The organism is Paenibacillus sp. GL_099_B (assembly GCF_057835695.1).
Map to the genome: position 1 here is coordinate 3284577 of NZ_CM174430.1, position 14528 is coordinate 3299104.

Sequence of the window (14528 nt, forward strand, 5' to 3'; positions counted from 1 at the left end):
ATTTCATCAATAGGCAGTTATCATAAAGGACAAAGAAAGGCGGGTGTTCTTACGTGTCTAAACCAATGGATGTCATAGTCATCGGAGCGGGAATTGCGGGCAGTACCTGCGCGTTGCAGCTTGCGAGGCAAGGGCATCGGACACTGCTGCTGGATCGGCAGGAATTTCCACGTCACAAAACATGCGGTGAATTTATGTCGCCTGAGACAACGGAAATGCTCGATTACCTGGGTATCCAGCTTTGTGAACAAGAGATAAAGCCGAGCACCCTGGATCATGCCAAGATCATTATGCCTCAGCGCGGGGAGATCGAAGCTCCTTTGCCAGGATTGGCCTATGGCATTAGCCGATATGAACTGGATCGGATTTTACACGAGCAGGCTACAGCCGCAGGCGTTGAAATCGTTACGAGGGCAACGATAACTAACATTCAGCAGTTAGATGATTATAGCTATGAAGTCGAAGCCAAACAAGGAAATGAGCGGATTCAGTATAGAGCAAAAACCGTTATTGGAGCCTATGGCTCGAAGAAGCCGCGCGGGATGACCTCGCCAGCCAAGATGCGGGATAAAACAGCATATGTTGGTGTCAAATCGCATTATCGGGGAATCACCATCCCGCCACGGGTTGAGTTGTATTTTTGCAAGGGAGGGTATGTCGGTGTTTCGCCGATTGAGGATGGTATCGCAAATGTAGCTGCATTGCTGACCCTTGATACGGTGCGGGGAAGCGGCAAGTCTGTGAAGGATATTCTGCAGGCTGCATCCCTAACCAACGAAAGATTGGCAGCGAGGCTTGCCGAGGGAACCCCAGTCCCAGGAACACAGGTCTCAATTGCACCACTCCATCTATCCAATGTTCCTGAACCGTGGTCCCAATATCCTCATATTGGTGATGCGATGCTGATGATACCTCCCCTGTGTGGTGACGGAATGTCCATTGCACTTCGTTCCTCACTGCTGTGTGCTGAATGGACTGACAGGTATCTTCAAAGGAAGATCAGCTTTACGCAGTGGCAGCAAGAGTATTCGAGAGAAGCCAATCTTGAATTCTCCCGACTGCTCCGGCGTGCACGAAGAATTCAGAAGCTGGCTTTTGCCAAAACGAACAAATTCTATCCTGGTTTGGCCCGCATGGTCCCTGGTCTGGCGACTTATCTGGTGAAGGCAACACGGTTATCGGAAATCAATCTAGTCCATCGATCATAGATGGCAGCAAAGTGACATCCAAAAAATAAAATCCATAGGAACATGGGGCGGCTTATGTCAGCCTCTTTTTGTTTTTTCTCTGCCAATTTTGACGAGACCGTTTAGAAATCTGCCAAATACTCGTATAATAGAATCTAATTGTAGTTATAGAGACAAGAGTCAGACTTGAATTCGGGAGGCATTATTTTAAGATGAACTATTCATTTTCCAACCGGATTGCTGCATTGCAGCCATCCATCATTCGTGAGATCCTAAAGGCTTCTTCGGGTCAAAATGTAATTCCGTTCTCTGCGGGAAATCCCGCTCCGGAGACTTTCCCTATTGAGGCGATTCGCACTTTCACTCAATCGATTCTGGAACAAGACCCGGTAACAGCATTGCAATATGGAATTACCGAAGGCTATGCGCCGCTGCGTAATACATTGACTACACATCTGAAGACAGGCTTTGACACGGGTAAAGCATCGGATGAACTATTCATCGTATCTGGAGCACAGCAAGGAATTGAACTCGCTTGTAAAGTATTCTGTAATGAAGGGGATACGATTATCTGTGAGAGCCCGAGCTTTATCGGCTCACTGAACTCTTTCAGGGCTTCAGGTGCAAACCTGGTCGGCGTTCCGATGGAGACGGACGGTATGGATATCGGGAAGCTGGAGCATGCCCTGCAAACCGAGCAGAATGTAAAGCTGATTTATGTCATTCCGAGTTTCCAAAACCCTACAGGTTTTACCACCAGCCTGGAGAAACGCAAGGCAATCTATGATCTTGCCAAGAAGTATGGAGTCATGATCCTGGAAGATAACCCATACGGAGAACTTCGGTTTCGCGGAGAAGATGTAGCGACGATTAAGTCGATGGATGATGAAGGTCTGGTAATTTACGTAGGCTCCTTCTCCAAGATTCTGTCGGCTGGCCTGCGTGTTGGTTATGTTCTGGCTCCTTCCGAGGTTGTTCAGAAGATGGTTGTTGCCAAACAGGGAGAAGATGTACATACAGCCATGCTGCCGCAGATTCTGGCACATAAGTTCATGACTGAGTATAACTATGCAGAGCATATCAGCAGTATCCGTGCGATTTATCGCAGGAAGTCTGCCTTGATGATTGACAAGCTGCAGGAGCATATGGGTGAGTCCATTACCTTTACTCAACCGGATGGAGGGCTGTTCCTCTGGTGTGATCTGCCGGCTCATATTCCGATGCTGGATTATGCCAAAACAGCCGCTGCGGAAGGCGTAGCTGTTGTTCCGGGAACTGCTTTTCTCGTCGATGAGAACGAACCCTGCAATGCGATCAGACTTAATTTCTCAACACCTTCCGATGAGCAAATTGTGAAGGGCATCGAAATTTTGGGACAGGTTCTGCACAAATTCTAATTGGAGGCACATTTCATGAATCAACGTTTTCGGATCACTCGATCCATGCAAGAAAATAACGAGGAGCAATCCATCTCCTTGGAAGAATGCAAACAGTATTTTGCGTCCAAACCGGGCTTTACGTACTCGCCTGTTCTTACCGTCCAGGGACCGGAGAGCGTCATGTCCATCGATGGGGATTTCTTCATGTGGACGTATGAGAACCTTCAGATTCCATTTCGTTTGTATATGGGAGATCTGTATGTTGCCATTGTCAATGAAGCTGTCGTTCCGCAAATGATTGAGGTTGCAACGGATTTGCGAGCCGATGTGGTTGAAGGGTAAGCAGAGACTTGGAATCAAATGCATCCGTCCAATTGTAACCATATAAGTGTCGGAAAAGTCGCCAATTTGGCGACTTTTTTGCTGTGAATCTATTCGTCAGTTTGCTTATTGAAATATTCAATCGATGGGGAATTGACGCTAAGGACCTGTTCGTGATAATTTATATAAATCACAAAATCCAATAAATCCAATGAGGGAAAGGGGTTTTACGCAATGTCGTCGATCGTACTTGCTGCTGCCGAAGATATACGAAGCGAGGATTCGGAACTTTTAATCAAGGAGCTAAGTGAAGAACTGGGATTGTTATATGGCGGCGATGGGACGGCGGGATTTCAGCCATCCGACGTGGAGACACCGCGAGCAGCCTTTATTGTCGCGCGTTTGGATGGATATCCGGTAGGCTGCGGAGCCATCAGGCCCCTTGATGATACATCTGTGGAGGTCAAGCGTATGTACACACGTTCGGATTTCCGTCGTAAGGGAGTGGCCCAAGCCATTCTGGCCGAAGCAGAACGTCTTGCGCTCGAATTCGGCTACACCAATCTGAAGCTGCAGACTGGCCCCAAGCAGCCTGAGGCGGCTGCCCTTTATGAAAGAGTTGGGTACTATCGGATACCGATTTTTCACGGGGACTGGGATCGAGTACTTGCCTATCAAAAAGATCTGGTACTCAGTGCAACCCACAGAAACGAACACTCCTCATTGAACGCATAGATATCATCTATAACAAACGAACCGAAATCTCTTGTCAGCATCCAGAGATTTCGGTTCGTTTTTTTGTGTGTGAAATGCCAATGGGGTCAAGAATATCGAAATTTCTTTACTCTTTTATAACAGAGGCATGTACAGCGTCTTCCATCTGATTATTGTAGGTACGGAATAATCCAAGGCGCCAGAAGGCAGCTCCTTTGAGATCATATCGCTTGGCAAGACCCAGTTTATCATCTATGGAGGATGAGGTTTCACTATTTAAGCTGATACCGAGCAGAAGCTTTTGCTTGGATACGCCAGCATCTAGCGCAAGTTGGATGGCCTGATCCACAAGACTGTTCGGCTCAGGGACCTGCGATTTGGTTCCAACAGGATTATATTGATAAGCCATAATGATGATGTCATCTGCCAGCGAAGCGAGTGTTTTGTAATCATAACCTTTATATGCACTATTTAATGGGGGGACGGCCAAAGATAGAGCGATGTCTTTAGGCAAGTAATCCTTCAATTGCTTGACGTAATTGTTCAGCAGCTTCTGTTGCTCTACAGCGTCCAGCTTAAAACCCAGTCCTTCAAAATCAAGAACAACGCCTCCAAAACCATTCTCAGCTATGGCAGCAGTTATGCCCTCAATGGACTTCTGGCGCATGCTGCTGTCACTCAGCACCTTGGTCAGTTCTCCGTTTCCATCCAAAGAATAAACCATAAGATACGGTTTAATACTCTGATTTGCTGCATCAGCAACGATGGATTGAGGTGTAACGTCACCGGCAGCAGCAGGAATTTGATACTCATTACCTTGAAGCGTAAATTGACCTTCGCGATCGATGCGACTCCAGCCAAAAGCGACGGAGTTCATGGATGGTACCAAATCGATTTCCTTATAGGATTGCAGCGCATAGAAGGCTCTCAAATGCATTTCACGTTGAGGTGAAACAAGAGAGACGGTACGAGTTGACTGGTTCCAGCCTACATTAACACCGAACTGACTACTGAACGAACTGAGTGGAATAAGCACACGACCTTCCCGCTGAACGGGTGGCGCTGCGAGCTTAACCTTTTCTCCATTGACGGTTGCTGTGGTGCTTCCCACTTGAAGCAGGACTTCCGTCGCCTGACCTTTCACATTTCCAATGGCTTTCACGGTTTGCGCCTTGCTATTCCAAGTAATGCTAATTCCCAGAGCTTCGCCAACAGTTCGGAAAGGGACATAGGTAACACCTTTATCAATCAGTGGGGCTGCATCGAATTTCAGAGGAACATCATCCAGCAAGACCGAAATGGCGGGTGCGGCATAGGCATCATTAAGGTTTGCAGTGGTTCCGAGTAAAGATATAGCAAGAATAGTGGCAGCAGCAGTCTTTCCTATTCGTGTATGTAACATATTTTGAATTCCTCCAACTCATCAAATATAGTAGAATGGCATCTCATCTTGACGGTGATCTAGCATAAAATAGTATAGCAAAATTTTCATAGAGTTCCAATTACAAGATATGATGGGTTAAAGTAAATACGCAAAGAAACGGAAATTCGTACAATTTCGGTTTCTTTGCGCATAATCGCATTTCCATTTTTTTATTTTTAAAGGGAATGAAATCAGAGGAAGTTGAATGCTCATTTTACAGCTGTGGTATTACCCATTTTATTCGTATCGGCAGCCAGATTCGCTGCTTCTTCCTCCGCTTTGAGGATCGAGAAATAACCAAGTATATCCCCGATCACGTTTAACGTTAGTCCGATTTTAGCTAATTCCAAGGAAGTTAGCTCCTCGTTCATCAGGTTATTTCTTTTGCCTTTAGCCACGACGTCACCCCGAAAATCAATTTTATTTCAACATATGTTAATCATGCTCTGTATACTTATGTATACGCCTAATTGTTGGATTAAATGGGCGGAGCAACAGTTGTCCCTTCGGACAGAAACTTCTGATTTTCTATTTGGTGCGAAGGATTTATATTGGCAGGGTAGTAAATCATAGGCTGGAATATTAACGAATGATATTATGAAGAGTAATAAATAAACCAGCGATATTAATTTTAGTCAGGAGGAGGAGATGCTAGTGGACTTTCATGAAAAATTACAGCGTTACGCAGCACTTGTGGTCAACGTTGGTGTTCATGTTCAGAGGGGTCAAACGCTTGTCATAACCGCGCCAATATCGGCTGCTCCGTTTGTTCGATTAGTTGTAAAAAATGCTTATGAGGCCGGCGCTCATGATGTTTATATCGAGTGGAGCGACGATGAGATTACGCGTTTAAAGTATGAACTTGCGCCGGACTCAGTGTTCCACGAATATCCGGCGTTCCGGGCAGCAGGTTGGGAGACTTTTGCCGAAAATAATGCAGCTTTCCTGACGATCACTGCGCCCAATCCCGATCTTCTGCAGGGAATAGATCCACAGCGGATATTGAATTTGAATGCATCCAAAGGTAAGGCATTAGCCAAATTTCGCAGCTACGGGATGTCCAACAAGATCAGTTGGTCTATAGTTACGGTTCCATCAACGGATTGGGCTGCCAAGGTGTTTCCTGATGTTGCCGAAGAGCATTTGATCGATACGATGTGGGAAGCTATCTTTAACGTTACGAGGATTAATTCGGCTGATCCCGTTGAGTCATGGAAGACACATCTTCAACTGCTTAGAAACAAGACAGAGCAGCTTAATCGTAAAAAGTATCGAGCACTTCGATACCGTGGACCCGGTACGGATCTGCGGATAGAACTGTCGCCTAAACATATCTGGGTAAGTGATGCGGATAACATCAACGAAAAGGGTGTTTCATTTTTGGCAAACATTCCGTCAGAAGAAGTATGGACTGTCCCGTTAAAGCAGGGGGTGAACGGCACGGTTCGCAGTACTAAGCCGCTAAGTTATGAAGGATATCTAATCGATATTTCTCCTTGACGTTTGAAAACGGGAAAATTATTAATATTCAAGCAACGCAAGGGCTTGAGGTGCTAAAAAGATTAATTAGCATTGACGAAGGCGCGGCCTATCTGGGCGAGATTGCGTTGGTGCCCCATCATTCTCCGATTTCGGAATCAGGGCTTGTTTTTTACAACTCTCTCTTTGACGAAAATGCATCCAACCATCTCGCGATCGGTAATGCTTATCCGTTCTGTCTTGAGGGAGGGAACGAGATGACTGAATCGGAAAAGGCGGCAAACGGTGTGAACTCAAGCCTTATTCATGTCGATTTTATGATTGGATCGGCTAATATGGACATTGACGGAGAACTTTCAAATGGAGGCTTGGAACCTGTGTTTCGTAACGGTAACTGGGTGTAGAATTAATAATCATAGATCAATAATTGGTAATAAAACGGAGGAGGATTCAAATGTCACCCAGAAACATTCTGAAGGACCAACAAATGAGAAAGGTACGCATTGAGCATATCTTAAATTCAGCATTACAAACCATGGCGAAACGTGGGATTGATTCAACCAATATTAAAGATATCGCCAAGGAAGCAAAACTTAGCGTAGGCAATATCTATACCTACTTTACATCGAAGGACGAAATTTTCAGTGAGGTTCTGCGCCGAGGACAAACGATGTATGGGAGGACTATTGCACAAATAGCAGACATGGATATAGATCCTCGTGAAAAACTATTCGAGATTAGCAAAGGGTGGTTATCAAACGAGAGTAACTGGGCCTTCACCATCATGCTCCAAAGTATACGAACAAATCATGCCGTCAGCACTGAAATAAAACAAGCTGCAACCCAGAGATTTACTGACAATTTGGAACCTTTGGCAGAGATTTTTCGCCAAGGACAGGAGTCGGGCGGCATCATACAAGGAGATACTCGACAACTTGCGTTTTATTTTGTAAGTCTGATTCAAGGTCTGACCTTGCAGCTCGCTCCCGGTTATGAAATACAAGTAGATATTGATCCCCAAAAAATTGTTCGACTTTTTATGGAACCAGAAACAGTGGTATCAACCGCTGGTCTATTTGAGGGGAATAACGATTTAAGTTACATAAATAAAAAAATGTTTGACAGGTAAGAAATGGTATTGATAATATATCGTATAACAAAACGAATCGAAATTCACTTTGTTGATTTGCAACCGTAGAGATTTACACTGCCCCGCTTTATTCGCAGTGGAAAGGGGTAAATCTCTTTTTTTTGTCTCAAAACCAAGTAAACATGTAAGTATTATTGATTAAATGCGAAAGGGTGTCTTTAATGTCTGCGGATATGCTTATGATCAGCGACCTGAACAAAACGTTTGTCGCCCCTGTTGGTGAAATCATCGCACTAAACAACATTCAGCTCAACGTTCGAAAAGGGGAATTAGTAACCATCATTGGTCCGAGCGGATGCGGGAAAAGCACTTTGCTTAAAATTGTGGCTGGCTTAGATACGCAGTATACGGGAACCGTCTTGCTCAACGGTAAACCTATTAAAGGCCCCAGCATAGAGAAAGGATTCATTTTTCAGGAGCCCCGGCTGTTTCCGTGGTTAACGGTGGAGAAAAACATTGCAGCCAATCTCTCTCTTAGAGATCCGAATGTCCGCCGAAAGGTGGAGGAACTGATTGAACTCGTCCGTTTAAAAGGGTTTGAAAAATCATACCCTCGTGAATTGTCGGGAGGTATGGCACAGCGCGTCGCCATTGCCAGAGCTTTGCTGCGTAACCCGGATGTATTGTTGCTGGATGAGCCTTTTGGAGCGCTCGACGCATTTACTCGGTCTCATTTGCAGGAAGTACTGCTTGATATTTGGCAACGCAATGGAACAACAATGCTGTTTGTAACCCATGATCTCGATGAAGCCGTCTTCCTAGGGGAACGAGTCGTCATTATGAATCCGCGTCCAGGTCATATTCGGAGTATTCTTTCGATTGACTTACCTTTTCCCCGAAAAAGATCAGGCAGTGCATTTCAGGAGATGCGGAGACTGGTATTAAATGAGTTCGAAAAAGTCGATGAGCCTTTATATGACGTAGGCGGCGGTATATAGCGTTGTCCATAGTATAAGAAGAATGTACAGCATATTAAAGGGAGAGTGGTTTATATGAAAAAATCTCATCTAGTTCTTGTTATGGTGCTCGCGTTGTCTCTGTTGACAATGGCTTGTGCATCAAAAAACTCAAATGATAACGCAAGTGGTTCAGGCACGAGCCAAAATGTAACCGTCAAAATCGGGATTCAGGGAAGTGGTGGCTTATTCGGTAAAGCACGCGAAGAAAAATGGTTTGAACAAGAATTTGAAAAAACAGGAGCCAAAGTGGAATGGATAGAGTTTCAGAGTGGACCGCCCATGACAGAGGCTATTGCTTCCAATAAGCTGGATATCGCCAGCCTGGGGAACATGCCAATTATCGCAGCACAAGCTGCGAATATTCCTTTTAAAATCGTATCGCAAGTTCTGGACGGAAAAAATAACGTTGCAATTATTGTACCTGCCGGTAGTACCGCCCAGTCCCTTAGTGACCTGAAAGGCAAGAAGATTGCCGTTACAAAAGGAAGCAATGCATATAACTTTCTATACCGTGGTTTGGAGAAGTCCGGTCTAACGGATAAAGATTTTGAAATCATTCAGCTACAGCCAGACGAGACACAGTCTGCGTTTGAAACCGGCAGTGTGGATGCCTGGGCGACATGGGACCCTTACATTACTCTCAATACCTTAACGGGAAAAGGAAAGGTGTTGTCCGACGGAGAGCAGCTTGGCGTATTGTCCCCTTCGTTTACGATCGCGGGATCTGATTTTGCAGAGGAGCATCCAGAGCTTGTGACTCTGTACTTGAAGGTAGTTAATAAAGCATTGAAGTGGGAAAGCGAGCATGAAACCGAAGCGATCGACAGATATGCAGCTGAACGTAACGTTCCTGCCAGTGTTATTAGTGGGACATTCGAACGTTCCCGCATGATTAACACGTCAGTTAATGAAAACATTGTAGATGAAATGCAGCAAACAGCGGATTTCCAATACCGAATGAAGAACATTCGAAATCAGGTTGTGATCAAAACTATAACGGACAATCAATATATCGACGCAGCTCTCAAGGATCCACTGAAATAAACATAATGACCCCTATAGAAGAGAGGCGTTCACTACATGCAAATGCGTGCGGAAAAGGCGGTTATTCCGCCTTTAATTCAAAAGAAGAACTCGGTTAAGAGGCGAAAACTTTACTTAAGAGCTAGCAATATGGTACTAGGGCTTATCGTTCCGGTGGCTCTGTTAATCGTGTGGGAGGTAGCCGGGGCTATGGGATATTTGAACCCGGTTCTGCTTCCAACGCCAAGCAGCATATGGAAAGAGCTTGTCAGCATGACGGAGACGGGTGAACTTGTGAAGCATTTGGGAATATCGACGTGGAGAGCTCTGCTTGGTTTTCTAATCGGAGGCGGTCTTGGTCTCACGATGGGGTTATGGGTCGGATTTTCTTACAAGACAGAGCGACTGCTGGACCCCTCCTTTCAAATGCTGCGGACGCTGCCTCACTTGGCCATTGCCCCCTTGTTCATTTTGTGGTTCGGTTTCGGTGAAACTTCGAAATTGCTGCTGATAGCCAAAGGCGCTTTCTTTCCGCTGTATGTTAATACTTTTCTGGGTATCCGATCCGTTGACAGCAAGCTATTTGATGTAGGAAAGGTGCTGCAATTCAGCAAATGGCAGATGATCACGAAGTTAATTCTTCCAGCATCTCTGCCGAATATCTTTCTGGGGATACGTTTATCCGTCAGTGTCGCCTGGTTGGGTCTGGTCGTTGCCGAATTGATGGGTTCTAGTGCAGGCTTGGGATACCTGATCAATGATGCTAGATCGTTCTCACTCACCACCGTAGTGTTTGTGGGAATCATTGTTTTTGCTGTCGTGGGCAAACTGTCGGATTCCATCATTAAGCTTCTGGAAGCGAGAGCGCTACGGTGGCAAGACGGTTTTAAAGGAGAAGAAGCAAAATGAGCAAGCTGGAGATTGGTAAACAAACTGAACGAGCAGGAGACTGGCTGATCAGGATTCCGGGTCGTCTTCACGGGTGGATTATTCCGTTGGTTATTCTCCTCATCTGGGAATTGGCTTCTGCCCTTCAACTGGTTTCAGCGACGATGCTACCTGCCCCTTCCAAGATTGCAGAGCAGTTCCTTCGTCTAATCTTGAACGGCGAGTTGCTGGAACACCTCGGGATCAGCTCCTATCGAGCCGGCTTGGGTTTTCTGCTCGGAACAGCTGCGGGGCTCATGCTTGGTCTATCCACAGGGCTTGGGAAATTGGCGGAGCGCACACTTGACCCCTCATTACAAATGCTGCGGATGATCCCGCTCCTTTCCCTCATTCCATTATTCATTTTATGGTTTGGTGTAGGAGAGTTTTCGAAAATTTTAATGATCTCGCTAGGCGCGTTTTTTCCTGTTTATGTGAATACATTTCTCGGTATACGAAATGTTGATATGAAGCTGATTGAAGTCTCCCGGATTTACCAGTATTCAAGATGGGAGCTACTTGGCAAGCTCGTTATCCCTGCGGCACTTCCTAATATTCTGCTTGGAGTGAGACTGTCTCTGGGCGCGGCGTGGCTAGTCCTTGTTGTTGCTGAAATGATGGGAACCAGTGCAGGCGTCGGCTACATGATACAGGATGCCCGTGCATACTCACAAACGGATATTGTATTTGTCGGTATTGTAGTCTTTGCGGTTGTAGGCAAGCTCTCGGATTCGGCTGTCCGGCTGCTTGAAGACAGATGGCTCCGCTGGCGAGATACGTTCAAGGGATAATCCAAAAATGGAATCAAGAAGGGAAGATATATATGGGGACTAGACAAGAGCAGCTTCATCTAGGGGCATTCATTTATTATACAGGTCATCATCACTATGGCTGGCGCCGCTCGGATTCAGGAGCTGAACAGATTTTTGATTATAAATTTTACCGATCCATCGCACAGACGGCTGAACGTGGGAAGTTTGATATGATGTTTCTGGCTGATCTTCTCTATGTAATGGGCGCTGATCAATCGGCAGCAGGGATGCTGGACCCGCTAACGCTCCTGTCCGCATTGGCTACAGATACGGAAAAGCTGGGTTTGACCGCCACGGTGTCGACTACCTATAACGAGCCGTATAACGTAGCTCGAAAATTTGCCACATTGGACCATATCAGTGAAGGACGCGCTGGATGGAACATCGTGACCTCCCAATTGGATGTTGAAGCAAATAACTATGGACGAACAGAGCATCCTGAGCATGGGCTTCGATATAAAATGGCGCGGGAATTTGTCGAAGTAGCCACTCTGCTCTGGGATAGTTGGGAAGATCAATCATTAATTGTGGATCGGCAGGCTGGACTATTTGCGGACCCATCTAAATTAAAGGAAGTTTCATATAAAGGGCAGTGGTATTCCACCCAAGGTACGATCAATGTACCTCGTTCGCCGCAAGGATACCCTGTACTCATCCAAGCCGGATCATCCGAACCGGGACAGGATTTTGCTGCCAACTACGGTGAAGTGATTTTCACGGCCCAACAATCTCTGAATGCTGCGAAAGAGTTCTACAATAACGTCAAATCCAAACTCGCTCTATATGGACGCGAACAAGGCAGCATGAAAATAATGCCTGGTTTATCACCGATTTTGGGTAAGACGGAGGAGGAAGCTCAGCGAAAATATGAAGAGCTGCAGGAGTTGATTCCTCCGGCAGCGGCAGTAGGTATGTTATCCGGGATGCTTAAGTTTGACCTTTCCGAATATCCTGTCGAAGGCCAGCTGCCTGACATTCCAGATCCCGTGGAAGCTTCCAATGGAATGAAAAGCCGGGTACAGCTGATTATGGACATGGCCCGACAAGATAAGCTGTCCATTCTTGAACTGGGTCGGAGACTGATAGGGGCAAGAGGGCACATGCAGTTTGTCGGGACCTACGAACAACTGGCTGATTTGATGCAACAATGGTTTGAAGAATATGGTTGCGATGGATTTAACATCATGCCACCTGTTCTGCCGGGAGATTTGAATGAATTTGTGGATCATGTTGTTCCGATTCTTCAAGCACGGGGGCTCTTCCGCACGGATTATACGGGCAGAACGCTTCGTGATCATCTTGGGCTGGATCGCCCGGGTATAAGTCATTTTCAAAAAGAGAAATCGGTAGATAAGACCTCCATAACAATATGAAAACACCTGTTTCAGTCTGATTTTCAATTGCTGGTCTTCCTAATGAAGAAAGAGAAAAGAAGTCGCCTATTGGCGGCTTTTTTCGTTTGGGACGATATAAGTTCTTGTTCCCAGATAAAAAAATTCATCTTCTTTAAAACTATTTTCGACTCTCAGCTGTCTAACATGCGAAACAACATACAAAGTAAGCTTTATTAAAAATGCGGCAATAATCAAAATATACAGTCGCAACGGGGGTGGACAAACTGAGCAAGGTGAGTACAGCACTAACTGAACAGCAGTTCAGTGAACGTCTGGAGGCATGTAAAGAAAAGCTTTATCGCTTCGCGTTCTCTTATGTAAAAAATGAACAGGAAGCATTGGAAATTATATCCGAAGCCTCTTTTAAAGGTTTTCTATCTTATGAAAAAGTGAAGAGTCCTGATTATTTTGAAACCTGGATGACCCGGATCGTCATCAACTGTTCTCTGGATCACATCAGACGAAAGAAGAAATACACGTATATGGAAGACAGTACAATACCGTTTGCAGCCGAAGAGAGTTCCATGGGGCTTGAAGAGCAATGGGATTTATACGAAGCACTTGATCACCTGCATCCCGAAGATAGGGCATTTATCGTTTTGAAATTTTTCCAGGATCAGCGATTCAAGGATATGGCGGAGGTACTCTCCCTGCCGGAAAGCACGGTGAAGACCAGGTTCTATAAGATCTTAAACAAACTCAAAAAACATCTGACCAAGGAAGAGGTTGATTTTACATGACAGGAAAAGAACGATATGAACAGATCAATATTCCATCCGGCCTTTCCGGAGTTATTCAGCAAGCCCGTCAGCGTGCACGAAACCAAAAGCGAAGAAAAATGATGATCTGGCGTAGTTCATCCCTGGTTGCTGCTTGTGCTGCGGTGATGATAACAGCTAACGTACCAGGTGTAGCCAAGGCTTTATCCGACGTACCTGTTATAGGTTCTGTCGTCAAGATTCTGCAAGTTGGTGGTGGCGGGGAGCGCACAGATGGTGTATCGGTTACAACGACCAAAGAATCGGATACACTAAACATCCATTTTCAGATCGATGGTGAGCAGATCAATTCTGCTCCATCCTACACTGTGGATCACAAAGAAGGTCCGAATCGCCTGATCTTCACCTTCAACGGGGTGCGTCATCTGGATTATGACAAGCTGGAAAAGGATATTAAAGCACTTAAGAATGTAAAAGATGTCTATCAAAATATCATTTTGGATGATTCCGCGATTGGCTTTGTGGTTGAACTTAAAGATGATGTGGATTATTCCGTGTCAGAGTATCAGCAGCCTGGATATATTCAGTTGAAGCTTTCTTCCGACGGGAAGTCAACGCAATCGCATGAACTTTTCTTTGTCCGTAGCGAAGACATGGAGCAGGGCGAAGCACTGGCCATGTTGGCTGAACAGTATTCTGCCGATGGCAGCAGCGTTGTGCATACCCAAAATGGGAAATTCACCGTCGTTATGGGTGCCTTCGATAACCGTGCAGATGCAGAGAAACACCTGAAAGAATTTACTGACCGGGAGGACTACAGTGAACCACTGCATGTCGACAGCTGGATGAGTAATGAAAATCCTCAATAATGGAAGAAGCCTGCCCTAGCGCAGGCTTTTTTTGTTGTAACTATGAGATCTGCAAATCTGTAATCTTACATCGTTGTCAGTTTTGTGTAAGTTTGATCGATAGGAGCTGAAGTAGCCCTAATATACACTTAAAACAATTCAACGCACTACATTCACACCTTTAGGAGGCCAA

Annotated in this window: 14 protein-coding genes and 1 pseudogene; 13 read left to right on the forward strand and 2 right to left on the reverse strand. The window is 45.5% G+C overall.

Going from position 1 to position 14528, the window contains the following annotated elements:
* Window positions 1–53: 53 nt before the first annotated feature.
* From AC3ITG_RS15095 to AC3ITG_RS15110, 4 genes are all read left to right on the forward strand, one after another.
* Window positions 54–1208 (forward strand): NAD(P)/FAD-dependent oxidoreductase, encoded by a 1155-nt coding sequence (locus AC3ITG_RS15095; protein ID WP_489254227.1) that lies wholly within the window; start codon window positions 54–56, stop codon window positions 1206–1208.
* 191 nt (window positions 1209–1399) lie between these two features.
* Window positions 1400–2584, forward strand: coding sequence for an aminotransferase-like domain-containing protein (locus tag AC3ITG_RS15100; protein ID WP_489254228.1), 1185 nt, complete (start codon window positions 1400–1402; stop codon window positions 2582–2584).
* A 15-nt stretch (window positions 2585–2599) separates the two neighbouring features.
* A complete protein-coding gene (locus AC3ITG_RS15105) occupies window positions 2600–2908 on the forward strand; it encodes a hypothetical protein (RefSeq protein WP_413378595.1) in 309 nt (102 codons plus the stop codon).
* Window positions 2909–3121: 213 nt separating this feature from the next.
* A complete protein-coding gene (locus AC3ITG_RS15110) occupies window positions 3122–3622 on the forward strand; it encodes a GNAT family N-acetyltransferase (RefSeq protein WP_413378597.1) in 501 nt (166 codons plus the stop codon).
* Window positions 3623–3728: 106 nt separating this feature from the next.
* Here AC3ITG_RS15110 and AC3ITG_RS15115 read toward each other — a convergent pair whose 3' ends face one another.
* Together AC3ITG_RS15115 and AC3ITG_RS15120 are read right to left on the reverse strand one after the other, a co-directional pair.
* Entirely contained in the window at window positions 3729–5003 is a 1275-nt protein-coding gene (locus AC3ITG_RS15115; RefSeq protein ID WP_489254229.1) for a stalk domain-containing protein, read from the reverse strand.
* 230 nt (window positions 5004–5233) lie between these two features.
* Complete coding sequence (locus AC3ITG_RS15120; protein WP_157258453.1) at window positions 5234–5374, reverse strand: hypothetical protein; 141 nt, start codon at window positions 5372–5374, stop codon at window positions 5234–5236.
* Window positions 5375–5672: 298 nt separating this feature from the next.
* Between AC3ITG_RS15120 and AC3ITG_RS15125 the strand changes: the two are divergent.
* From AC3ITG_RS15125 to AC3ITG_RS15165, 9 genes and pseudogenes are all read left to right on the forward strand, one after another.
* Window positions 5673–6907, forward strand: a pseudogene (locus tag AC3ITG_RS15125) (aminopeptidase).
* A gap of 50 nt (window positions 6908–6957) precedes the next feature.
* Window positions 6958–7632: a TetR/AcrR family transcriptional regulator gene (locus AC3ITG_RS15130; RefSeq protein ID WP_489254230.1), complete on the forward strand. Its 675-nt coding sequence runs from the start codon at window positions 6958–6960 to the stop codon at window positions 7630–7632.
* 182 nt (window positions 7633–7814) lie between these two features.
* Window positions 7815–8591, forward strand: coding sequence for an ABC transporter ATP-binding protein (locus tag AC3ITG_RS15135; RefSeq protein ID WP_489254231.1), 777 nt, complete (start codon window positions 7815–7817; stop codon window positions 8589–8591).
* 54 nt (window positions 8592–8645) lie between these two features.
* Entirely contained in the window at window positions 8646–9656 is a 1011-nt protein-coding gene (locus tag AC3ITG_RS15140) for an aliphatic sulfonate ABC transporter substrate-binding protein (RefSeq protein ID WP_489254232.1), read from the forward strand.
* Between the two features lie 42 nt (window positions 9657–9698).
* On the forward strand, window positions 9699–10544 hold the full coding sequence (locus AC3ITG_RS15145; RefSeq protein ID WP_413379657.1) for an ABC transporter permease: 846 nt from the start codon (window positions 9699–9701) through the stop codon (window positions 10542–10544).
* Window positions 10541–11353: an ABC transporter permease gene (locus AC3ITG_RS15150; RefSeq protein ID WP_489254233.1), complete on the forward strand. Its 813-nt coding sequence runs from the start codon at window positions 10541–10543 to the stop codon at window positions 11351–11353. Before AC3ITG_RS15145 ends, AC3ITG_RS15150 begins: the two co-directional genes overlap by 4 nt.
* 32 nt (window positions 11354–11385) lie before the next feature.
* Window positions 11386–12747, forward strand: a complete 1362-nt coding sequence (locus AC3ITG_RS15155; RefSeq protein WP_489254234.1) for an LLM class flavin-dependent oxidoreductase — start codon at window positions 11386–11388, stop codon at window positions 12745–12747.
* A gap of 254 nt (window positions 12748–13001) precedes the next feature.
* Window positions 13002–13508 (forward strand): sigma-70 family RNA polymerase sigma factor, encoded by a 507-nt coding sequence (locus AC3ITG_RS15160; RefSeq protein WP_489254235.1) that lies wholly within the window; start codon window positions 13002–13004, stop codon window positions 13506–13508.
* On the forward strand, window positions 13505–14356 hold the full coding sequence (locus AC3ITG_RS15165) for a hypothetical protein (RefSeq protein ID WP_489254236.1): 852 nt from the start codon (window positions 13505–13507) through the stop codon (window positions 14354–14356). The genes AC3ITG_RS15160 and AC3ITG_RS15165 overlap by 4 nt, the downstream gene beginning before the upstream one ends.
* The last annotated feature ends 172 nt before the right edge of the window (window positions 14357–14528 follow it).

Coding starts and splice junctions, on each gene's coding strand:
- AC3ITG_RS15155 (WP_489254234.1), top strand. CDS start 11,386: ATGGGGACTAGACAAGAGCAGCTTCATCTAGGGGCATTCATTTATTAT.
- AC3ITG_RS15115 (WP_489254229.1), bottom strand. CDS start 5,003: ATGTTACATACACGAATAGGAAAGACTGCTGCTGCCACTATTCTTGCT.
- AC3ITG_RS15150 (WP_489254233.1), top strand. CDS start 10,541: ATGAGCAAGCTGGAGATTGGTAAACAAACTGAACGAGCAGGAGACTGG.
- AC3ITG_RS15110 (WP_413378597.1), top strand. CDS start 3,122: ATGTCGTCGATCGTACTTGCTGCTGCCGAAGATATACGAAGCGAGGAT.
- AC3ITG_RS15100 (WP_489254228.1), top strand. CDS start 1,400: ATGAACTATTCATTTTCCAACCGGATTGCTGCATTGCAGCCATCCATC.
- AC3ITG_RS15105 (WP_413378595.1), top strand. CDS start 2,600: ATGAATCAACGTTTTCGGATCACTCGATCCATGCAAGAAAATAACGAG.
- AC3ITG_RS15165 (WP_489254236.1), top strand. CDS start 13,505: ATGACAGGAAAAGAACGATATGAACAGATCAATATTCCATCCGGCCTT.
- AC3ITG_RS15140 (WP_489254232.1), top strand. CDS start 8,646: ATGAAAAAATCTCATCTAGTTCTTGTTATGGTGCTCGCGTTGTCTCTG.
- AC3ITG_RS15130 (WP_489254230.1), top strand. CDS start 6,958: ATGTCACCCAGAAACATTCTGAAGGACCAACAAATGAGAAAGGTACGC.
- AC3ITG_RS15135 (WP_489254231.1), top strand. CDS start 7,815: ATGTCTGCGGATATGCTTATGATCAGCGACCTGAACAAAACGTTTGTC.
- AC3ITG_RS15145 (WP_413379657.1), top strand. CDS start 9,699: ATGCGTGCGGAAAAGGCGGTTATTCCGCCTTTAATTCAAAAGAAGAAC.